Below are 20,477 nucleotides of genomic sequence, written 5' to 3'. Positions count from 1 at the left end.
TTATGGTTTTAAACAAATACGCCTTATGGAGAACAGACGAACATTTATCAAAAAATCAGGATTGATCTTAAGCGCAGCCCTACTTCCCTTTCCTGGGTGTTTGGGTTCTACTTCCCAAAGAAAACTGGGCGTTGCCCTTGTAGGACTGGGCTATTATAGTACCGACTTACTCGCTCCTGCTTTACAGAAAACAGATTATTGTGAACTAAGAGGCATAGTTACCGGAAGCCCTGAAAAGATCCCAGTATGGCAGAAAAAATACGGTATAAAAGATTCTAATGTCTATAATTATCAAAATATGCATACCATCGCTGATAATCCTGATATCGATGTGGTCTACATCGTACTTCCAACAGGTCTTCATGCAGAGTATGCTATTAAAGCTGCCAATGCCGGAAAACATGTATGGTGTGAAAAACCTATGGCCAGGACAGCCGAAGAATGCCGCCAGATCATCGAAGCCTGCAATAAGAACCGGGTTAAACTATCTAAAGGTTATCGCATGCAACATGAAACCAATACCAGAAAGATCATGACCTGGGCCGAGACCAAACCATATGGAAATATAAAAAAGGTGATCTCAGAAGCTGGTTATAACGGGGGAACCATCAATCCATGGAAACTTAAAAAGGAAATGGGCGGCGGTGCGATTTATGACATGGGAGTCTATTCGATAAATGCTGCCAGATATTCAACCGGTATGGAACCTATGGCCGTAACAGCCAGTCAAAGTACTACAAGACCTGAGATTTTTACCGAGGTTGACGAAACTACCAGTTTTCAAATGGAATTTCCCGGCGGAATCATCGTAGATGGAAAGACTAGTTTCGGTGAAAGCCTCAACCAGCTTGAAGTTACAGCCAATAAAGGTTGGTATTATTTAAAACCTATGCAGTCCTATTCCGGTGTGCAGGGTAAGACCAGTGATGGTAAGAAACTACCTCCCATGGGTAAAAACCAACAGGCTGTGCAGATGGATGATGACGCTTTAGCTATTATCAACAACACCGAAGTCATGGTACCTGGAATTGAAGGTTTGAAGGATATACATATCGTTCAAAAGATCAACGAGTCTGCCACTAATAATAGTAAAAGAGTACTAATATGATATTTTCGACAAAAAGTTTTGCAGAATAACCTATTCATCGTAATATTGCAATATATAATTTAGCTATGGGCATCACCAAAACAGATTTATTTACTAAAGAGCAAAATGAATTGGCTGTTTTAGCTAAGGCTTTCGCTCATCCTGCCCGTATCGCTATTTTACAGTATTTACTCGATTCTAACACCTGCATCAACGGTGACCTGGTAAATGAATTAGGTCTGGCCCAGGCAACTATTAGTCAGCACCTGAGGGAACTCAAGAACGCCGGACTTATTCAGGGAAATATTGAAGGTGTTTCCATGAGTTATTGTATAGATCCAGAAAAATGGGAAGATGTAAAAGAGCTTTTCAATGGAATGTTCGATAAGATCCATAATTGCGGGCCGAAGGACGAATGCTGCTAAAAAAATTTAAACTAAACCATCGTAATAATACGATATAACGATTAAAATTATGAAACTTTCAGAATTTAGAGATCAGTTATCCGGGTTACAGGAGATCGCTTTCGAGCTTCCCAATGGTAGCCTGGTGCCAGAGCATTTTCACGTTACCGAAGTTGGCAAAATAACCAAACAATTTATCGATTGTGGAGGAACTTTGAGAGATGAAGAAAAAATTTCCTTTCAACTTTGGGAAGAAAACGATTATAACCACCGTCTCCACCCGGAAAAACTGATCAAAATAATAGACCTGGCCAAAGATAAACTGGGATTGCCTGATGCAGATATTGAAGTGGAATACCAGGGCGAAAGCATCAATAAATTTGAACTTGGTTTTAATGGATCCAACTTCCTTTTAATAAATATGCAAACCGCCTGTCTGGCCAAAGAGAAATGTGGAATCCCGGATAAAAAGCCTAAAATAAAACTTTCAGAACTGCAAAATTCAGGCTGTAATCCCAACAGCGGTTGTTGTTAAATTTTTATTCTATGAAAAAAGACATGCTATATCCGGAACTTCTGGAAAAACTCAATAGACTTGAAAAACTGGAAATCCCCACGAACCGAAAAAAGGTTTTAAAGCCATTTATCCAATATGTTCAGAAAAGGAAGGATGCCGGAGATTCGATTATACTGAATTTTATATGCACCCATAATTCCAGAAGGAGTCAGTTGGGGCAGGTCTGGGCCAAGGCTATCTCAGCGAATTACAATATTGAAACAGATTGCTATTCTGGAGGAACTGAAGAAACGGAATTTTTTACGAATGCCATCAAGTCATTAGATAGAGCTGGGTTCAGGATCCAAACGGAAGAAGGGAAGAATCCTAAAATTAAGGTTCATTTTTCTGAAAATGAAGATCCTTTGGTTTGCTATTCAAAAGTTTATGATGCACCGGAAAATCCATCAGAAAACTTTGCCGCCCTAATGACCTGTTCCCACGCCGACGAAAACTGTCCTTTTATTGCCGGTTCTTCAGCTAGGATTTCTTTAGATTATAATGATCCTAAAGAATACGATGGTACTCCCCTGGCTTCCCAAAAATATGACGAACGCAGCGACCAGATCGCTTCAGAAATGATCTACGTTTTTAAAAATATTAAATAGAATGTCGAAAAAACTGAATTTTCTTGATAAGAATCTCACTTTATGGATTTTCCTGGCTATGGGAATTGGAGTAGGTTTAGGCTACTTTTTTCCCTCCATACCCGAAAATATTAATTCTTATAGCAGTGGGAGTACAAATATTCCGATAGCGATAGGACTTATCCTGATGATGTATCCACCGTTGGCTAAGGTGAAATACAGGCTGCTACCGAAGGTATTCAAAAATGTGAAGATTCTAAGCATATCACTCGTTCTGAACTGGATCATTGGTCCATTATTAATGTTCTTTCTCGCTATTATTTTTCTACAGGACCATCCGGAATATATGGTTGGCTTAATTCTAATTGGCCTTGCCCGCTGTATTGCCATGGTATTGGTTTGGAATGACCTTGCCAATGGAAGTCGCGAATACGGGGCTGGTCTGGTAGCTCTTAACAGTATCTTCCAGGTTTTTGCTTATAGTTTTTACGCCTGGCTCTTTATCACCTGGTTGCCCCCATTTTTCGGATTTGAAGGAGCTATCGTAGATATCTCAATCGGAACGATCGCGGAAAGTGTTGCAATTTACCTTGGAATCCCGTTTGCACTGGGAATTCTAAGCAGGCTGATACTTGTCAGGATCAAAGGAGAAGGCTGGTATGAGAATATCTTCATTCCTAAGATTTCGCCAATAACCCTAATCGCGCTTTTATTCACCATCGTTTTAATGTTTTCCCTGAAAGGTGAACTCATCGTGGAGATTCCAATGGATGTTGTTCGAATTGCAATTCCATTGTTAATCTATTTCAGCCTTATGTTCCTTATAAGTTTCTTTGCAAGCAAAGCGCTTGGAGCTTCTTATGATAAAAATGCATCTATTTCCTTTACCGCAGCCGGAAATAACTTTGAACTGGCCATAGCTGTAGCTATCGCCGTTTTCGGATTAAATAGTGGCCAGGCTTTTACTGGAGTAATTGGTCCTTTGGTGGAAGTACCCGCACTTATTTTACTGGTTAGGGTCTCCTTCTGGCTGAAGACAATCTTTTACAAAAATGAGTTTCAATTCAAATAGTAGGTAAGTCCCAAATTAATATTACTAAGTCCGAAAGAAAGATTAAATGAATTGGTAGAGGTTTCACCTGGATTCTCATCTAGATCTGTATGAGAATATTGTTAGGCCCCAATATCTGCATCCAAAGAAAATTTCTCTGATAAAAGATAGGAAAGTCCCGGCCGGATTGCTATACCATAATTGTTACGATCTGTATTGCTGCAATTAAGACAGTTGGTATTTTGATACTCATACCAGTTCCTGGAATAATAAACAGAGCCCGTAAGGCTTAAAGCGAGTGATTTTGAAACACTAAAAAACTTTTGAAGGTATGGTTCTATAGTAAACGTCGAACTTGTGGACTCCTGCAATTCGTTTGACCTGGTATTTTCGCTAGAATAATAATTGAACCCTAACATCACCCCGAGAGAAAGATTATCACTTAAAAAATAACCTGCCTCCGGGCTAATTCCGAAGCCAAAGCCCTTACCCTCGTAAGAATTACTTTCTGCACTATTGGTATTTATTCCTATAGATCCACCAAGACCAATGGTTCCTTTTACGATGTTAAATTTTTCTGTAGTCTCCTGGGCACTAACTAACAAAGAGAATAAAAATAAGAGAAAAGTAATGATGAAATTCTGCATAGGTATATTATTGGGCTACAACAATACAAAAAACCATTGCAAAAAAATATCGGTTACGTATAAAATTTAATATGAACTATCATTATGGCTAATCTTACGATCACCTCTTAATATCTGAATTCAGGCTCTTAGCAAATCTTCTAAAGATAATGACCTGGTGTACATACTCAAGCTTCCATCTTTATTTTGAGGCCAATCCTCACGAGGTTTATCCCAGTAAAGTTCAATTCCATTTCCATCTGGGTCATCAAGATACAATGCCTCCGAGACCCCATGATCTGCAGCACCGGTCAGGGGATAATTTTCATTGTAAAGCCTTCTTAATATAGCAGCAAGGTCTTTTCGTTCGGGATACAGAATAGCAGCATGAAACAAGCCTACCCCAGATCTGGATGCTTTTCCGGCACCTTTACTATTCCAGGTATTAAGTGCGATATGATGGTGGTATCCCCCGGCTGAAAGAAATACTGCCTGATCGGCTATTCGTTCAGTGACTTTAAAACCCAGGATATCCCTGTAAAACTTTAAGGATTTATCTATATCTGACACTTTCAAGTGAACATGGCCAATCCTCGTTTTATCAGGGGTTTTATACTTTTCAGACATCATATTTTTCCTTAAATTTAAGTAAGAATCCGAAAAGAACAGCCTTCTAATAACAAATAAGATGGAAGATAGAAATAAACCCGATTGGAGCAGCTTTACCGTAAACCAACCCATGGATATCCCGAAAAATAAAATTGTAGAATCCTGGCTCTGCCAGGCTGAACTTGAAAAATGGTTCTTAAAACTTGCTGAATTCAAAACAAGAAATGGTGAGCATCGAAAAAGAAATGAGCAAATTCAGCCAGGTGATCAATATTCCTGGCGATGGCATGGCTGGCCGGATAGTATTGAAGAACACGGTGAAATATTGAATCCAAGGGATGATGAATTCCTCAGATTCATTTTTGGAAAAGCCGGAACTGTCTCAGTAAAGATCATTGAAGAAGCGGATCAAACCATCTTAAGTTTAACTCAGGAAAATATTCCGGAAGACGAATATTCCAAGATGAATTTTCATGTAGGTTGCAAAACCGGTTGGACCTTTTATATGTTGAATCTGAAGTCCATTCTTAAGGACGGCCCGGACCTGAGAAATAAAAACAGTGAACTCCAGATGGATTGATGCATTCAATCTATTTTTTTTTAGATTATTATAACTTTTCGAAATCCCTGTTAACGGAGGAAAATCATAGCTTTAGAATCCAAAAAACAATCAGGTCTAAATGAAAAAATTTCTTGCTCTCGTTGCAATACTTTTCATAGTTTTTCTGGCACTCACCTATTGGTCTACTTCCAGCACCAGTAAAGAATTTCAAACTTGTGAGATCAAGGAATTCAATGACCTTAGCAAAGTTGATTTTCGCAATCATGATTCCGTCCTCATTGCTCCCGGCACACTTTATGAAGGGAGTTTTCTGAAAGAATTTATGCAGGGTAAGAATTATAGAAAAGCCTGGTCTACCCCGGTGCGTGTTCCCATTGCATTTCTAGATACTTTAAAAGGAGGCCTGAAGATCGTTAAAGAAGGAGGAGGTAAACAAACCCATTCCTTAAAACTAGAAAGCGAAAATGGTATTTTGTACACCCTTCGCAGTGTCACTAAAGACCCAAAGAAACTTATCCCGGAAATAGCCGAAGACATTGGTCTTGAAAATATAATTGTAGATGGGATCTCTGCCCAACACCCACATGGAGCCATCCTGGCGGCAGAACTTTCCCAAATCGCAGGTTTGCAACACACACATCCTAAAATGTATTTTATACCAATACAGGATAGATTAGGAGAATTTAATTCTAAATATGGGAATCGGCTTTACCTTCTGGAATATGAAACTGAAAGTGAAACTAATTGGAGTGAATTTGAAAATGTGAAAGAGATAGTTGAAACCAAAGACCTTCAGGAGTTAAAACAGGAAAAAGGCAAAGCTCTTCTTATCGACAAAAAGCAATTGATAAAAATGAGACTTTTCGATCTTATCATAGGTGACTGGGATCGGCATGCCGAACAATGGGGCTGGATATTACAGGAAGATGGAAACCAGATAAAAGCCATCCCGATTGCTGGAGACAGAGATAATGCCTTTTTTAATTTGAGCGGTATAATACCATCCATAATCACAAATGAAAAAATAGAACCACTGGTTAGACCTTTCGAAAAAGAGATAGATTATATGCCAGGACTGGTATATCCTTTTGATCGATATTTCCTAATAGACACCCCCAAAGAGGTCTTTTTGGAACAGGCGAAGGAACTTGAAATGATCCTAACAAATGAAAAAATAGATGCGGCTTTTAAAGTATGGCCTAAAGAGGTTTCCAGGCTAAATAAGGAAGAAATAGGCGACAAAATTAAAAGTCGCCGGGATCAAATTTCAAATTATGCTTTAGAATTTCATACAATCATCCAGCAGCAGGGAAAATTAAAGGAGCCTTTAAAAGGTTCAGAAGATGCAGAGATAGATATAGCTCTCCTACCCTGTTTTGAATGTGTTGAATAAAATTATTTCTTTTCGGTTTTAATTCTATTTTTGAGATACAATCGTTTAAAACAACCTTTATTAATGAAATTGAAATTTGCCTTTTTCCTTTTAAGCCTTTTCATCTTTCAATATTCTCATGCGCAGAGTACTGCATCAAAAAATATAAGCACATTCGATATAGAAGCCGCACAGTTGGATACAGTAAAGAAAATCTGGCTGTATCTACCTCACTCTTATAAAAATAGTGATAAGCAGTACCCGGTAATTTACATGCACGACGCACAAAATCTTTTTGACAATAAAACCTCCTTTGTTGGTGAATGGCAGGTGGACGAAAAACTGGATAGCATTGGTGAACCTGAAGCCATTATCGTAGGAATTGAACACGGCGGTGAAAACAGAATAAATGAACTTACCCCCTATCCTCATGAAAAATACGGCGGCGGAAATGCCGATAGTTACCTGGAATTTATTGTTTACGACTTAAAACCGCATATTGACAAAACCTACAGAACTCAACCAGGACCTGAAAATACGGGTATTTTTGGTTCTTCTTTAGGTGGCCTTGTATCTTTTTACGCCGCTCTGAAATATCCAGATACATTTAGTAAGATTGGAGTTTATTCACCTTCGTTCTGGTTTAATGAGAAGATCTATGAATACGTCAAAAATGCTGAGTTGAATCTCAATTCCAAATTTTATTTTTTAGCAGGCACAGCAGAATCTGAAGAAATGTTACCGGATGTAGATCGTATGGTTAAGATTCTAAAGGAGAAGGGAATTAATTCGAGTAATATCAAGAAGAGTTTTATCGAGGGAGGCGAACATAATGAAGCCTTATGGAAATCAAATTTTGCGGAAACATATCTTTGGTTAATGAAATAATTAAACATGAGGAAAGTAGTTCTTATCATATTTACAATTTTATATTCAGGCTTTTCATTCTCTCAGGTTGCAAAGGATTCAGATCTTTATAAAGAACTGAAATCCAGAGATAGTCTGCTCTTTGACCGTGGATTTAATAAATGCAAAATTTCTGAATTTCAGGATTTCATTAGTAACGACCTTGAGTTCTATCATGATCAAGCAGGAATAACCACAAATAAAGAAGATTTCTTAACTGCCGTTAAAAATAATATTTGTGGAAATCTGGATGTAAAACCGATCAGGAAATTAAGGGAAGAAAGTCTGAAGGTTTTTCCTCTTTATCAAAATGCCGAACTTTATGGAGCTATTCAGAAAGGTATACATGATTTTTTCATTAAAGAACCAAACAGGGAATTATACCAAACCGGTACGGCAAAATTCACTCATCTTTGGATTAAAGAAAATAATGAATGGATCTTAAAACGTGTTCTTAGTTACGACCATAAAAATCCGGAATAATCATGGAAAAAGTAAACCTAAAGGAGAAGTTAAGTTTGTTTTCAGATCACTGGAATCCCAGGATCGTTGGAGAGTTAAATGGCCAGCAGGTAAAACTTGCGAAACTAAAAGGAGAATTTATCTGGCATTCCCATAGGAACGAAGATGAAATGTTCTATGTAATCAAAGGCAATTTGAAAATTGAATTCCGGGAAAAAACTGTGGAAATCCAGGAAAATGAATTTCTCATTGTGCCCCGTGGAGTTGAGCATAGACCTGTTGCCGAGGAAGAGGTACATGTGATGCTTTTTGAACCATCTAAGACCAGGCATACCGGGGAGGAACAGCATGAACTAACTAATAATGACCAAAAATTCATTTAATCCATGATAGTTTTTGCAATGGTTTTCAAAACTCAGATCTTGAATCCATTAGATTTATCACTTCAAAGCTTGTATTTTTGAGTATTCCTTCAAGAGTTTTACCTGTTATTGTTTTCTCTCAATTCTGCTGTACTTCCCTTTGGTTCGCGGTAAATGCGGTTATGCCAGATCTAATAATGGGATTCAACCTGGAAATTGAAGCTTTAGGACATTTAACCTCTGCCGTTCAGCTAGGCTTTATATTCGGGACTTTAATTTTTGCTATTCTAACCATTTCAGACAGGTTTTCACCTTCAAAAGTTTTCTTTATTTGCGCGCTTTCCGGGGCATTTTTCAACCTTGGAATCTTATGGGATGATAACAGCCTATTTAGCCTGATATTTTTCAGGTTTCTTGTAGGTTTTTCGCTAGCCGGGATATATCCTGTTGGGATGAAAATAGCTTCAGATTATTTTGATAAAGGCCTTGGAAGATCCCTGGGATACCTGGTAGGCGCATTGGTTCTTGGCACCGCCTTTCCTCATTTATTGAAAGAGGTCTCAGAGAATATTCAGTTTAAATGGCAATCTGTGGTTTATTCTACTTCGATTTTGGCTGCATTAGGAGGTTTGCTCATATTGATTTTTATCCCGGATGGCCCATATCGAACAAAAAGGAAGAAGCCGGATCTTAGCCTGGTCTTCAAAGTTTTTAATAAACCAGATTTTCGTTCGGCAGCGTTCGGATATTTTGGCCATATGTGGGAATTGTATGCATTCTGGGCATTTACGCCTGTACTTTTAAATTATTATAAAGAATATCATCCAAAAGCTGATTTTAGCGTAGCCCTGGTTTCATTTCTTGTGATAGGTCTTGGTTCTGTGGCCTGCATCCTTGGCGGTTATATTTCTGAAAATACAGGTCTGAAAAGAACTGCAGGAGGGGCTCTATTTTTATCGGGGTTCTGCTGCTTGCTTTCCCCCCTACTTTTTTTCCAGAATTCTGAATTCTTATTGATAGGCTTTTTGATCTTCTGGGGACTGGTAGTAATAGCAGATTCTCCTTTATTTTCGACCCTGGTGGCTCGCAATGCTTCCGCCGAATCCCGTGGAACGGCATTAACTATTGTGAATTGTATAGGTTTTAGTATTACTATCTTAAGTATCCAATTGCTGAATTTCCTGAATACCCAGATCTCGACTGCCTTAATTTTTACGACCCTGGCTGTCGGACCTGCCTTCGGATTGTTCTTTCTTTATAGAAGTAAACATCGGTCTGTGTCCATCAAATAGATAAGTTTTTATCCAGGGCTTCTGCCGGTTCAATTACTTTTTCAGTATTTTTTGTCTCTCTGTTCTTCTTCAACCTATAATTCATTACGGGATGAGCAGTAAAAGATTTGGAAGTAAAACCTTCAGTCATGATGTCTTTAATTATACCTTCAGGTTGTGATTCTGTGATCCACTCATTTTCAAACTTCCGGTCTAAAACCAAGGGCATCCGTTTTGCTTTATTATGCACTTTTTCAAATAAAGGATTTGCTTCCACTGTAATAAGCGAGGTAGAATAATCACCATTTTCATCCTTGGTAAATATTCCGGCAAAAGTGAAAATCGATCTAATCTTATAATTTTCACTATCATCGAGGTAACAAAAATACGGCTGACTTTCCTTTCCGGAATGATGCGGTTCAAAGAAACCATCTGCAAAAATAAGACATCGCCCTTCGCGAATAGGCTTTGAATACAGCCGGGAATCGAATACTTTATCGTCTCTCGCATTCAGGGTATTGTATTTTCTATTTTTATAGAATTCTTCCCGGTTTGTATAGGAAGGCACCAATCCCCAGCTGGCCGGATACCAGTGCCTAGGCTCATCCATAGGAATTATATAAACCCGATCATGGGCAAAACCATCATTTAAAAAATAAGGACTGAAAATATCTTCCTGTACAGGAGGCTTATCCATATATCTGGTTAGGTTATCCTGGGACTGATTAAGTGATTTCTGGTAACACATGAAATTCTAATTTTTAGATAAATCTTTAACCTTTTACTACGGAGTATTTTGAAGGAAAGGTTACTGTTTAATTCTTAAATTTACTTTGAATTCTAAAATTTCAAAAATGAAAATTGAAGCCGATTCACCTCAGGATTATATCAGCAAGGTTCCGGAAGACAGAAAGATACCAATGAAAAAATTGCGAGATGAAATAAAAAGTAATTTACCAGGCGGCTTCGAGGAAACGATGAGCTATGGCATGATTGGTTTCGTAGTTCCACATTCTCTATACCCAGCCGGTTATCATTGCGACCCTGAACTCCCTTTACCTTTTATGAATCTCGCTTCCCAAAAAAATTATATAGCGGTTTATCATTCGGGAGTTTATGCTGATAAAGAACTATCGGAATGGTTTGTTGGGGAATATAAAAAAAGAACCGGTAAAAAGCCCGATATGGGAAAAAGCTGCATTCGGTTTAAAAAGATGGATCAGATCCCTTTTGAACTTATTGGCGAACTTTCTCAGAAGATCACACCCAAACAATGGATCGATCTCTACGAGAAGAACGTAAAAAGAAAATGATGAGGAATTACTTCCCGCTCAACACTAACAAAATGTCAGTTCTTTATTAAAATTGGTTCTTTTGCAACCAAAAAAAGCTAAGATTCGATTTATTCTAAAATAAAAATTATTGGTTTTAACATCGTGACCTTCTTGTTGTTAATATTTTATTAAGATTTCTCCCCTACCTCTTAAAGCTTTGGAATTTATAAGGTATAGGCATAGTTTTCGCCTCTTTAAAAGAAAATATTAAAATATAGGAAATGAAGAAGTTATTTAGTAGTCTGTTATTTGTATTGGCCGTAGGAACCGCATCTATGAATGCACAATCTACCGCAATGCCACAACAACAGGAAAAGATTGAAGTAAACGATGCCGAACTGGCACAGTTTGCAGAGGTGTATCAGCAAATGCGAATGATGAACCAGGAAGTTCAACAGGAAATGATGACCGTGGTCCAGAATGGAGATTTTGAACTTCAGAGATTCAATGAGATTCACCAGGCTAAAATGGATCCTAATAAAGAGATAGAAACTACAGCTGAAGAAGATAAGAAATACCAGGCGGTTGTTACTGAAATTGAAGAAATTCAGCCAAAATACCAGAAGAAAATGGAAGAAGTGATCACCGAAAGTGATCTAAGCATGGAAAGATATCAGCAGATGGCAATGGCCCTTAGAAGTGATGTTGAACTTCAGCAAAGACTTCAGGCAATCCTGAAAAGCTAAAATTGTTGATCTCGATAAATTTAAAAGCAGGTCTCTGGACCTGCTTTTTTTTGCATTAATATTCTCAAAACATATTTTAAGTCTATTTTAAAACTTGATAATCTACAAACCGTACAATTTTATTGTAATTTGAATTTTGATACTAATATTATGACAGGCAAGGTGAGGAAAATATTGATACTGCTTTTTTTAATGGTCTTACCAGCTTGTTATGCCCAGGAATCAGCTATGAAGCAAAAAGATAGTTTAAAATTCAACAACAAAATAGTCCCAGACGCGATCTGGCGAGAGGCTTATGTAGCATTATCTCATTATCCTGAATTAAAGGATACTCCTATTGAGTTCAAATTCAAAAAGAATATAAAAAAGTCCTTTATGCAGGCTCAGCCGAAAATAGGTGGTCTTTTTAAAAAACGGAAGAACAGAGGCTACCTGGTGTTTATAAATGAAAAATTCAAGATTGAAGACGAAGTTTTCGATATAACCGCAGTGCCTTCTGAAGTCTTGATCGGTTGGCTGGGACATGAATTAGGGCATATCATGGATTACCGTGAAAGATCTGGCGCAGACCTGCTTTGGTTTGGTGTGAAATACCTTACTTCAAAGAACTATATAAAAGAGGCTGAAAAAGCTGCAGATACTTATGCGGTAAATCACGGTCTTGGAGAACAGATCATAGCCACGAAGAATTTTATCATTAACCACTCGAAACTATCTGACAGTTATAAGGATAGAATCCAGGAATTGTACCTGTCTCCCGAAGAGATCATGGTTTTAATTGATGAGATAAGCCCAGACTAATCCACAGCTTTCTGATCCTTCAGAAATTTTTCCCACTCGGCAAATTTCTCCTCATTCATAACCTTCTCCATCTTCACCTGGCCACCTTTTTTCTTATTTACGGCATTCCATTCGTGGAACATATTGGGATCTATCGTTTTTACTTTAACGCCTTTTAGAGCTTTTGACCTGGCAACTTTATAATTCTTATTTGCCGATTTAAGTGCATTGTCAAGAGATTCTGACAACTTTTCATCATCGGCCCGGTCATTGGTTCCTAAATACCAAAAATGATAATATTCCCCATCTTCTCCCCGCTTGGCTGCCACTACGAACTCGGGAATTTTGATATCGAATTCATCCTCAAGTTCCTTAACGGCATCATTCATCTTATTCACTGAAAGCTGAGAGCCAACTACGTTTAAGAAAAACTTGGTCCTACCCGTAATCCTGATCTCGTTTTTGGCCTTATCGGTAAACTTGATGGTATCCCCTATCAAATATCGCCAGGCTCCACTAACCGTTGAAATAAGTATGACATAATCTACTTCCTCCTCAACATCTTCAAGCATAATTACCGGTGCGTCCTTGGTAATCGAACCATCCTGGTTGATGTACTCTGGTTTGAAAGGAACGAACTCAAAATAAATCCCATTATCGGTAATCAACCTCATTGCATGCGTATCTGGTCTTTCCTGCAATGCCAGAAATCCTTCTGAAGCGAGGTAGGTATCTATTACCTGAACCGGTTTTCCCAGAAGAGCTTGAAAACTCTTTTCATAGGGCTCAAAAGCTACTCCTCCAGAAGCATATACCTGAAGATTTGGCCAGATCTCATGAATATGGTTAAGATTATGGTATTCTATAACATTCTTCAGCATGAGTTCCATCCAGGATGGTATACCGCTAAGAGCACCAATATCCCATTGTTTAGCGTTCTCGGCAATCTTCTGTACCCGATCATCCCACTCATCTATTTTCGCAATTTCCTCTCCCGGTTTATAATAACTTCTGAACCAAAATGGAATGTTGCTGGCACTAATCCCGCTAATTTCACCCTCTTTATGATCACCGGCACTTTGCAGATCTGTAGAACTTCCAAGCATCATGATCTCCTTTTCAAAGAAATCTGGCGGAAGATCGAAATTGCTTAAAGCACTCACCTGTTTGATGCCAGCCTTACGAATCGCTTCAACCATTTCATCAGATACAGGAATTCTTTTACTACTCTTCCCTGTAGTTCCGGAGCTAAGGGCAAAATATGGTGGCCTACCCGGCCAGGTAACATTTTCTTCACCTTCATGATAACGATGCCACCATTCTTTATCAATTTTATTATAATCGAAATAAGGTATACTTTCAGCAAATGTTTTCCTGATATTATCAGACTTCAGAATCTTCTCAAAATCATAGTGTTTCCCAAAGGCTGTATCCTTTGCTTTTTTCAGTAGCCTAACCAGCACATCTTGCTGATCTTTAACCGCTTCCCCTTCTGGAGTAAGGGTTTCTTTAAGCTCAATAACACTTTTGATAATAGATCCGAATATTGCCATTTTGGGTATATAAATTTTAAAAGTTAAATCTACAGAGACCATTTTGAGAACGGGTAAGGATTATCAAATATTTAACGACAGATTTACAAGTTTCGGGAGGTCTTATACCTGTATTTCATCTGTTGATTGACTTTCCTGGTATTATAAAAGTTAGTAGCTTCGCCTGGGTTAAATCTTTTACATTTTATTCTTTTCATAGATGCAGCCAGATCCTCAGAAATTACTTGAACTCGCCTACGCCAAAATGCATTTTGGAAAGTATAAGGGTTACTATTTATCAGATATTCCTGAACCCTATTATGTATGGTTCAGGCAAAAGGGATTTCCGCCGGGTAAACTTGGTGACCAGATGCAACAGGTAATGGAATTGAAGATCAATAGCCTCGAAGGTCTTCTCAGGCAGATCAGAAAACGCTATCCAAGGCCCTAGATCACCCATTATACGTTCCTTAAAAAGCTCTTAATATTAGACTTCCAAATTGGTGGCTTTTTGTATTCTTCTTTGTAATTTAGCGCCCTGAAAAAACAACACAACAAACGAGACTAAAATGGCCGATACCAAGTATATATTCGTAACAGGAGGTGTGTCTTCTTCCCTTGGAAAAGGGATAATTGCAGCTTCTTTAGCGAAATTGTTGCAGGCAAGGGGCTTTAAAGCTACCATTCAGAAATTGGATCCCTATATAAATGTAGATCCCGGAACCCTAAATCCCTATGAACATGGCGAATGTTATGTAACAGAAGATGGTGCAGAAACAGACCTTGATCTTGGCCATTATGAGCGCTTTCTAAATGTAAATACCTCCCAGGCAAATAATGTGACCACGGGAAGAATTTACCAGAGCGTGATAGAGAAAGAACGCCGTGGTGAATTCCTGGGAAAGACTGTTCAGGTAGTTCCGCATATTACCAACGAAATAAAGGAAAGGATCCAGATCCTGGGCCAGAATAACGAATATGATATTGTGATCACCGAGATTGGTGGTACTGTGGGTGACATTGAATCCCTGCCATATATCGAAGCTGTTAGACAGTTGAAATGGGAACTTGGAGATGATAATGCACTGGTAATTCACCTCACCCTCGTACCCTACCTATCGGCAGCTGGAGAATTAAAGACCAAACCCACCCAGCATAGTGTAAAAACCCTGATGGAAAGCGGGATTAAGGCAGATATCCTGGTTTGCAGAACAGAGCATGAACTTTCAGACGATATTAGAAGAAAACTGGCCATATTCTGTAATGTTAGACAGGAAGCGGTAATCCAGAGTATTGACGCACCTACTATTTATGATGTTCCAAATATGATGCTGAAAGAAGGCCTGGATACAGTGGTGCTTAAAAAACTGGCATTACCAGATGATACTACGCCAAACCTTGAGCGCTGGAACCAGTTCCTGAAAAGACATAAAAATCCGAAAGCTGAAGTTCATATTGGACTAATTGGAAAATACGTAGAGCTGCAGGATTCCTATAAATCTATCCTGGAAGCTTTTATCCATGCAGGAGCAGAAAATGAGGTCTATGTGAATGTAGAATACATACATTCAGAATTTATAAATGACAGCACGATACACAACAAAATAAGCCATCTTGACGGGGTACTTGTGGCACCTGGATTTGGTGAACGTGGAATTGAAGGAAAGATCGATGCGGTAAGGTATGCTCGTGAGAATGGCCTGCCATTCCTTGGTATTTGTCTTGGTATGCAGATGGCGGTCATTGAATTTTCCAGAAATGTATTGCAGTTAAAAGGTGCCAATTCAACCGAAATGGATCCCGAAACGAAACATCCGGTAATTGACCTGATGGAAGCTCAGAAAGAAGTGACCCACAAAGGTGGAACTATGAGACTAGGTTCATGGGACTGTGAATTGAGGGAAGGTTCAATTATCCACGAAGTTTACGGTAAAGACGAGATCAAGGAAAGACACCGTCACCGCTACGAATATAACAACAAATACAAGGAGCAGCTGGAAAATGCAGGAATGCTTAGTACAGGTATAAATCCTGAAACCGGCCTGGTAGAGATCGTTGAATTAAAGGACCACCCATGGTTTGTGGGAGTTCAATACCATCCTGAATATAAAAGTACAGTAGCAAGTCCGCATCCTCTTTTTGTATCCTTTGTTAAGGCTACACATGAGCACTCCGTAAAACACAAAAATGCCAAGATGGCACAGAAGTAAGAAATGGCCATTTTTTTGACCAAGGAAGATTAAGCAAAATTAAATAATGGAAGAAAAGAAAATAGATATTCAATCTATAATCGGGTTTATTCTAATTGGAGGTATCCTATTGTGGATGCTTTATAACAACACTCCCGAAGAAACACCAACAGAGGAAACTACTACTACCGAGCAGATTCAGGAAAATACTCAGGAATCTCAAATTTCAGAAGACACCAGAAGTTCAGAACCGGTAAGAAATGATTCTACAGCCCTTGCCGATGCCCAGCGCAGATTAGGTGCATTTGGTTATTCTGAGACTCTATCCTCAGCTCAGGGTGGCACCACTACTATTTCTAATGATCTGCTGGAACTAAAAATTTCAAACAAGGGTGGTTATATTGAAGAAGCCAGGCTGAAGAATTTCAAAACTTACGATTCGATTCCGGTACACCTTATAAAGGAAGGAAACGCTTCAATGAACATGAGTTTTTCCACAACAGATGGAAGAACCCTGAATACAGAAAATCTTTATTTCGAACCTGAATTAACGGAAAATAACGGAAGCCAGATCCTTTCTATGAAATTGAAGGTTTCTGAGAACGAATACCTGGAATACCGCTATGCCATGCGCCCGGGAGAATATATGTTGGATTTCAGCATTCGATCTCAGGGTTTAACCGGAGTTCTTAATACGGCAGAAAATCCAGTACTGGATTGGAAACTGAAAGGTTACCGTCATGCTAAAAGTATTTCTTACGAAAACCGATACACCGATCTAATCTATGAATATGATGGTGGAGATGATGACAATCTTTCCAGTGGTGATGATGAAGAAGAAAATGTTAGCTATATCGCCTATAGACAACATTTCTTTAGTTCAATCCTTTTAACCGACACCCCATTTAAATCGGCTAAATTCGAGGTTGAAAACCTTGTAGACGATGAGGAAGTAGATACGGTTTTCACCAAAACTTTTGCATCTTCCATTCCGCTTGACCTGAAAGCAGGAGAGCTTAATTATGACATGAACTGGTACTACGGTCCTTCAGATTATAAGATCCTGAACGATTACGACCGAAATCTTGACGAAATAATTCCTCTTGGCTGGGGAATCTTCGGATGGATCAATAAATACCTTTTTATTCCATTTTTCGCATTTTTAGCCGGATTTTTACCTAGCTACGGACTTGCGATTATCGCGATGACCATCGTGGTTAGGATCGTTCTATCTCCCGTTACCTATAAATCGTATTTATCACAGGCGAAAATGAAGATCTTAAGACCTGAGATCAACGAAATTAGCGAGAAGTATAAGGATAACGCGATGAAGAAGCAGCAGGAAACTATGAAGCTGTATAGTAAGGCCGGAGCCAGCCCGATGAGCGGATGTTTACCTGCCCTGATGCAGATACCGGTTTTCTATGCTTTATTCCAGTTCTTCCCAAGTGCTTTCCAGCTAAGGCAGAAGAGCTTCCTTTGGGCAGACGACCTTTCAAGTTATGATACCATAGCAGAACTACCATTTACGATACCATTTTATGGTGACCACGTAAGTTTATTCCCAATCCTGGCATCTATTGCTATATTTATCTACATGATGATGACCACGGGACAAAACATGCAGGCACAGCAACAACCTGGTATGCCAAATATGAAGTTCCTAATGTATCTTTCTCCGCTTATCATGTTGTTCTTCTTCAATAACTATGCGAGTGGATTATCATTATATTATTTCACATCCAATCTTATTACTATAGGTATCATGTTAGTGATAAAATATGTGATCATAGATGAGGATAAGATCCATGCTAAGATCCAGGAGAACAAGAAGAAACCGAAGAAACAAAATAGGTTCACCAGGAAGTTCCAGGAAATGATGGAACAGGCTGAAGAACAACAGAAGAAACAGCAAAAGCGATAGTTAATTTAATTTTAGCTAGTAAAAAAAAAGGCCCTGTATTGCAGAGGCCTTTTTTTGTTTGTGATTTTGAGTGAACAGTCCTTCAGACATTAAAAATAAATCCCTGGAACCGATAGGTAATTAAGTTTTAATAACATTATTACATCGAATCATATTAAGCATCTTCTCTAATTAATCCTTTACCGAATGCCTCTCGAAATAGAATAGAAATTCTAGTGAAAATCGCCTGAAACAGAATTAATTTTTAATAGAGCCAATTAGTTTGAATAAAGATTAAGGTTTTAGTAATTAAGAATTTAGTAAACCTATTACCAAGAAAAAGCCTCTGTTTTTACAGAGGCTTTTATTATTCAAATTAAAAACATTAGATCATGAATTACTCCATAGATGGTAGCAATACCATATCGATAGCATGAATTACACCATTAGTTGCCTGAACATCAGCAGCAACAACGGTTGAAACTCCGTCATTAGCATCAGTTATAGTTACAACACCATCCGCATCTACATTAATAGTAATATCCTGCTCAAGGAAAGTGGTTACTACCATACCATCAGAAAGTTCATCAGAGGTAACATTATCTCCTGCCACTACGTGGTAAGAAAGCACATCAGCCAATAGATCTCCATCAATATCGTCTAGCGAAGACCAATCATCATTAGAGTCAAGAAGTGCTAAGAAAGCGTCATCAGTTGGAGCAAAAACAGTAAATGGACCTTCACCTTGTAAAGTTTCTATAAAAGTATAAGAATCTTCCCGTGTTAGTGCCTGAACAAGAATAGAGAAAGTTGGATCTGCTGTAGCAAAGGTAGTTACATCTGGTAATCCAATAACTCCATCTACAACATGTACTACTCCATTATCTACATCATTATCAGCAGAGGTAACAGAGCTCATTCCGTTTAACATTACGCCATCATCAGTATTTACATATAGACTTACATTTTCTCCATCAGGACCTGCGGCTGCCATACTTTCGATGTAACCCGTAGAAAGATCAGTAGACATTACACTACCATCCTGAACATGGTTCATAAGAACTAATTCAAGTACACCGGCATCAATATCATCTAAAGAAGACCAGTCATCATTTGAATCAAGTAATGCCTGAAAGGCATCATTAGTAGGCATAAAAACAGTAATTTCTCCGTCTGCAACAAGTACATCTGTTAATCCCGCTGCTTCAGCTGCTGCTACAAATGTGGTGTGCCCGTTTGCAGCTGCAAAATCCAGAATGTTATTAGATTCGGTACCGCCATCGTCAGTGGGATCTGGATCTGGGTCTGGGGTTACAGTAACGTCGTCGTCAAACTGAAAGTCATCTTCTTCATCACATGCTGTGAATCCGAGAAAAATGAATAGAGCCAGAAAACTTAATTTCGCATTTTTCAAAATAAATTTCATAATTCTAAGTTTAAGTTATTGATTAGCTTTTGATTTTTTATAAAAGTAGAACCTATTAAGGGATAATTCTGTTTAATCTTTGTTAAAAATGAATAAACACCTGTTTTTTCTCATCTTATTCGCCTGTTTTTCAATTATTTGTAATTCGCAAATTAATCAATTTGATTCAGAAGGACGCCGAAATGGTCCTTGGAAAGTCAATTTCGAAGGCACCTCTAAACCAAAATTCGAAGGAACATTCGATCATGGAAAAGAGATTGGAACTTTCAAATTTTACAAAAAAGGATTTTATGATCATCCATCTGCGATAATGAATTTCGAAAACGGAAAGGATTCTGTTCATGTGACCTATTACACCCAAAAAGGGAAAGAGATAAGTGAAGGAAAAATGATTGACAAAAAACGTGAAGGTAAATGGATTTATTATCACCAGGAGTCTGATAGTATTATGATGCTGGAAGAATATAAGAATGACAAGCTACACGGTTCCCAGAAAACTTATTATCCTAATGGTCAAATAGCAGAAAACACGGAATATTCAATTGGGGAAAAACATGGTAAAAGTTTGATCTACGCGAATAACGGACAAATAACCAAAGACCTTAGTTATATGGAGGGCCAACTTCATGGACCGGCTATTTATTATAATGTAAATGGTGAGAAGATTATGGAAGGTGGTTATTCCAACGGTAGCAAATCGGGTACATGGAAATATTATGAGCAAGGAAAATTAAAAAATGAAGAAGATTATTAATAATCGATATATTTGAAT

General features: G+C 38.3%; 23 protein-coding genes. 18 read left to right on the top strand and 5 right to left on the bottom strand.

The features are described 5' to 3' along the window. Positions 1–25 precede the first annotated feature (25 nt). The 5 genes from ML462_RS10665 (at position 26) to arsB (ending at position 3,706) form a co-directional block, all read left to right on the top strand. Positions 26–1,108: a Gfo/Idh/MocA family protein gene (locus ML462_RS10665; RefSeq protein ID WP_240713802.1), complete on the top strand. Its 1,083-nt coding sequence runs from the start codon at positions 26–28 to the stop codon at positions 1,106–1,108. Between the two features lie 65 nt (positions 1,109–1,173). After that, entirely contained in the window at positions 1,174–1,512 is a 339-nt protein-coding gene (locus tag ML462_RS10660; RefSeq protein WP_240713801.1) for an ArsR/SmtB family transcription factor, read from the top strand. Positions 1,513–1,561: 49 nt separating this feature from the next. Next, a complete protein-coding gene (locus ML462_RS10655; protein ID WP_240713800.1) occupies positions 1,562–2,026 on the top strand; it encodes a DUF6428 family protein in 465 nt (154 codons plus the stop codon). An 11-nt stretch (positions 2,027–2,037) separates the two neighbouring features. Further along, positions 2,038–2,655, top strand: a complete 618-nt coding sequence (locus tag ML462_RS10650; RefSeq protein WP_240713799.1) for a low molecular weight phosphatase family protein — start codon at positions 2,038–2,040, stop codon at positions 2,653–2,655. A 1-nt stretch (position 2,656) separates the two neighbouring features. Continuing rightward, on the top strand, positions 2,657–3,706 hold the full coding sequence (gene arsB / locus ML462_RS10645; protein ID WP_240713798.1) for an ACR3 family arsenite efflux transporter: 1,050 nt from the start codon (positions 2,657–2,659) through the stop codon (positions 3,704–3,706). A 101-nt stretch (positions 3,707–3,807) separates the two neighbouring features. On the opposite strand, the gene ML462_RS10640 is transcribed toward arsB, so the two are convergent. Both ML462_RS10640 and ML462_RS10635 read right to left on the bottom strand, forming a co-directional pair. Continuing rightward, positions 3,808–4,332, bottom strand: a complete 525-nt coding sequence (locus ML462_RS10640) for an outer membrane beta-barrel protein (protein ID WP_240713797.1) — start codon at positions 4,330–4,332, stop codon at positions 3,808–3,810. 120 nt (positions 4,333–4,452) lie between these two features. Further along, the gene (locus ML462_RS10635; RefSeq protein ID WP_240713796.1) at positions 4,453–4,941 is read right to left on the bottom strand and encodes a VOC family protein; all 489 of its coding nucleotides are present in this window, start codon (positions 4,939–4,941) and stop codon (positions 4,453–4,455) included. Positions 4,942–4,999: 58 nt separating this feature from the next. Here ML462_RS10635 and ML462_RS10630 point away from each other — a divergent pair, with 58 nt between their 5' ends. From ML462_RS10630 to ML462_RS10605, 6 genes are all read left to right on the top strand, one after another. Next, entirely contained in the window at positions 5,000–5,500 is a 501-nt protein-coding gene (locus tag ML462_RS10630; protein ID WP_240713795.1) for an SRPBCC domain-containing protein, read from the top strand. 100 nt (positions 5,501–5,600) lie between these two features. Then, positions 5,601–6,875: a HipA domain-containing protein gene (locus ML462_RS10625; RefSeq protein ID WP_240713794.1), complete on the top strand. Its 1,275-nt coding sequence runs from the start codon at positions 5,601–5,603 to the stop codon at positions 6,873–6,875. A gap of 63 nt (positions 6,876–6,938) precedes the next feature. Continuing rightward, positions 6,939–7,742 (top strand): alpha/beta hydrolase, encoded by an 804-nt coding sequence (locus tag ML462_RS10620; protein WP_240713793.1) that lies wholly within the window; start codon positions 6,939–6,941, stop codon positions 7,740–7,742. Between the two features lie 6 nt (positions 7,743–7,748). Then, positions 7,749–8,243 carry a nuclear transport factor 2 family protein gene (locus ML462_RS10615; RefSeq protein WP_240713792.1) on the top strand — a complete coding sequence of 165 codons (495 nt, stop codon included), beginning with the start codon at positions 7,749–7,751 and terminating at the stop codon, positions 8,241–8,243. A 2-nt stretch (positions 8,244–8,245) separates the two neighbouring features. Then, positions 8,246–8,605: a cupin domain-containing protein gene (locus ML462_RS10610; protein ID WP_240713791.1), complete on the top strand. Its 360-nt coding sequence runs from the start codon at positions 8,246–8,248 to the stop codon at positions 8,603–8,605. A 77-nt stretch (positions 8,606–8,682) separates the two neighbouring features. Beyond that, positions 8,683–9,876 carry an MFS transporter gene (locus tag ML462_RS10605; RefSeq protein WP_240713790.1) on the top strand — a complete coding sequence of 398 codons (1,194 nt, stop codon included), beginning with the start codon at positions 8,683–8,685 and terminating at the stop codon, positions 9,874–9,876. On the opposite strand, the gene ML462_RS10600 is transcribed toward ML462_RS10605, so the two are convergent. After that, the gene (locus ML462_RS10600) at positions 9,869–10,603 is read right to left on the bottom strand and encodes an SOS response-associated peptidase (RefSeq protein ID WP_240713789.1); all 735 of its coding nucleotides are present in this window, start codon (positions 10,601–10,603) and stop codon (positions 9,869–9,871) included. The genes ML462_RS10605 and ML462_RS10600 overlap by 8 nt on opposite strands. A gap of 106 nt (positions 10,604–10,709) precedes the next feature. Here ML462_RS10600 and ML462_RS10595 point away from each other — a divergent pair, with 106 nt between their 5' ends. The 3 genes from ML462_RS10595 (at position 10,710) to ML462_RS10585 (ending at position 12,676) form a co-directional block, all read left to right on the top strand. Further along, complete coding sequence (locus tag ML462_RS10595; protein ID WP_240713788.1) at positions 10,710–11,168, top strand: DUF1801 domain-containing protein; 459 nt, start codon at positions 10,710–10,712, stop codon at positions 11,166–11,168. 242 nt (positions 11,169–11,410) lie between these two features. Continuing rightward, the gene (locus tag ML462_RS10590) at positions 11,411–11,875 is read left to right on the top strand and encodes a DUF4168 domain-containing protein (RefSeq protein WP_240713787.1); all 465 of its coding nucleotides are present in this window, start codon (positions 11,411–11,413) and stop codon (positions 11,873–11,875) included. Positions 11,876–12,103: 228 nt separating this feature from the next. Then, positions 12,104–12,676: a hypothetical protein gene (locus ML462_RS10585; RefSeq protein ID WP_240713786.1), complete on the top strand. Its 573-nt coding sequence runs from the start codon at positions 12,104–12,106 to the stop codon at positions 12,674–12,676. Here ML462_RS10585 and ML462_RS10580 read toward each other — a convergent pair. Beyond that, positions 12,673–14,208, bottom strand: a complete 1,536-nt coding sequence (locus ML462_RS10580) for a GH3 family acyl-acid amido synthetase (protein WP_240713785.1) — start codon at positions 14,206–14,208, stop codon at positions 12,673–12,675. The genes ML462_RS10585 and ML462_RS10580 overlap by 4 nt on opposite strands. 199 nt (positions 14,209–14,407) lie before the next feature. On the opposite strand from ML462_RS10580, the gene ML462_RS10575 reads away from it, so the two are divergent. The 3 genes from ML462_RS10575 to yidC all read left to right on the top strand — a co-directional run bounded on the left by ML462_RS10575 (position 14,408) and on the right by yidC (position 18,300). Continuing rightward, positions 14,408–14,638, top strand: a complete 231-nt coding sequence (locus tag ML462_RS10575; protein WP_240713784.1) for a DUF3820 family protein — start codon at positions 14,408–14,410, stop codon at positions 14,636–14,638. Between the two features lie 118 nt (positions 14,639–14,756). Beyond that, entirely contained in the window at positions 14,757–16,397 is a 1,641-nt protein-coding gene (locus ML462_RS10570) for a CTP synthase (RefSeq protein ID WP_240713783.1), read from the top strand. Positions 16,398–16,443: 46 nt separating this feature from the next. Beyond that, the gene (gene yidC / locus ML462_RS10565) at positions 16,444–18,300 is read left to right on the top strand and encodes a membrane protein insertase YidC (protein ID WP_240713782.1); all 1,857 of its coding nucleotides are present in this window, start codon (positions 16,444–16,446) and stop codon (positions 18,298–18,300) included. Between the two features lie 376 nt (positions 18,301–18,676). Here the strand turns inward: yidC and ML462_RS10560 are convergent, their stop codons facing one another. Beyond that, complete coding sequence (locus ML462_RS10560; RefSeq protein ID WP_240713781.1) at positions 18,677–19,705, bottom strand: fasciclin domain-containing protein; 1,029 nt, start codon at positions 19,703–19,705, stop codon at positions 18,677–18,679. A gap of 88 nt (positions 19,706–19,793) precedes the next feature. On the opposite strand from ML462_RS10560, the gene ML462_RS10555 reads away from it, so the two are divergent. Further along, complete coding sequence (locus ML462_RS10555) at positions 19,794–20,459, top strand: toxin-antitoxin system YwqK family antitoxin (RefSeq protein WP_240713780.1); 666 nt, start codon at positions 19,794–19,796, stop codon at positions 20,457–20,459. Positions 20,460–20,477: the final 18 nt, after the last annotated feature.

The organism is Christiangramia lutea (assembly GCF_022489035.1).
GTDB lineage: Bacteria > Bacteroidota > Bacteroidia > Flavobacteriales > Flavobacteriaceae > Christiangramia > Christiangramia lutea.
The sequence above is the reverse complement of the archived record's forward strand: the minus strand, read 5'-3'. Positions and strand labels throughout refer to the sequence as shown.

Coding starts and splice junctions, on each gene's coding strand:
- ML462_RS10665 (WP_240713802.1), top strand. CDS start 26: ATGGAGAACAGACGAACATTTATCAAAAAATCAGGATTGATCTTAAGC.
- ML462_RS10660 (WP_240713801.1), top strand. CDS start 1,174: ATGGGCATCACCAAAACAGATTTATTTACTAAAGAGCAAAATGAATTG.
- ML462_RS10655 (WP_240713800.1), top strand. CDS start 1,562: ATGAAACTTTCAGAATTTAGAGATCAGTTATCCGGGTTACAGGAGATC.
- ML462_RS10650 (WP_240713799.1), top strand. CDS start 2,038: ATGAAAAAAGACATGCTATATCCGGAACTTCTGGAAAAACTCAATAGA.
- arsB (WP_240713798.1), top strand. CDS start 2,657: ATGTCGAAAAAACTGAATTTTCTTGATAAGAATCTCACTTTATGGATT.
- ML462_RS10640 (WP_240713797.1), bottom strand. CDS start 4,332: ATGCAGAATTTCATCATTACTTTTCTCTTATTTTTATTCTCTTTGTTA.
- ML462_RS10635 (WP_240713796.1), bottom strand. CDS start 4,941: ATGATGTCTGAAAAGTATAAAACCCCTGATAAAACGAGGATTGGCCAT.
- ML462_RS10630 (WP_240713795.1), top strand. CDS start 5,000: ATGGAAGATAGAAATAAACCCGATTGGAGCAGCTTTACCGTAAACCAA.
- ML462_RS10625 (WP_240713794.1), top strand. CDS start 5,601: ATGAAAAAATTTCTTGCTCTCGTTGCAATACTTTTCATAGTTTTTCTG.
- ML462_RS10620 (WP_240713793.1), top strand. CDS start 6,939: ATGAAATTGAAATTTGCCTTTTTCCTTTTAAGCCTTTTCATCTTTCAA.
- ML462_RS10615 (WP_240713792.1), top strand. CDS start 7,749: ATGAGGAAAGTAGTTCTTATCATATTTACAATTTTATATTCAGGCTTT.
- ML462_RS10610 (WP_240713791.1), top strand. CDS start 8,246: ATGGAAAAAGTAAACCTAAAGGAGAAGTTAAGTTTGTTTTCAGATCAC.
- ML462_RS10600 (WP_240713789.1), bottom strand. CDS start 10,603: ATGTGTTACCAGAAATCACTTAATCAGTCCCAGGATAACCTAACCAGA.
- ML462_RS10595 (WP_240713788.1), top strand. CDS start 10,710: ATGAAAATTGAAGCCGATTCACCTCAGGATTATATCAGCAAGGTTCCG.
- ML462_RS10590 (WP_240713787.1), top strand. CDS start 11,411: ATGAAGAAGTTATTTAGTAGTCTGTTATTTGTATTGGCCGTAGGAACC.
- ML462_RS10585 (WP_240713786.1), top strand. CDS start 12,104: ATGAAGCAAAAAGATAGTTTAAAATTCAACAACAAAATAGTCCCAGAC.
- ML462_RS10580 (WP_240713785.1), bottom strand. CDS start 14,208: ATGGCAATATTCGGATCTATTATCAAAAGTGTTATTGAGCTTAAAGAA.
- ML462_RS10575 (WP_240713784.1), top strand. CDS start 14,408: ATGCAGCCAGATCCTCAGAAATTACTTGAACTCGCCTACGCCAAAATG.
- ML462_RS10570 (WP_240713783.1), top strand. CDS start 14,757: ATGGCCGATACCAAGTATATATTCGTAACAGGAGGTGTGTCTTCTTCC.
- yidC (WP_240713782.1), top strand. CDS start 16,444: ATGGAAGAAAAGAAAATAGATATTCAATCTATAATCGGGTTTATTCTA.
- ML462_RS10560 (WP_240713781.1), bottom strand. CDS start 19,705: ATGAAATTTATTTTGAAAAATGCGAAATTAAGTTTTCTGGCTCTATTC.
- ML462_RS10555 (WP_240713780.1), top strand. CDS start 19,794: ATGAATAAACACCTGTTTTTTCTCATCTTATTCGCCTGTTTTTCAATT.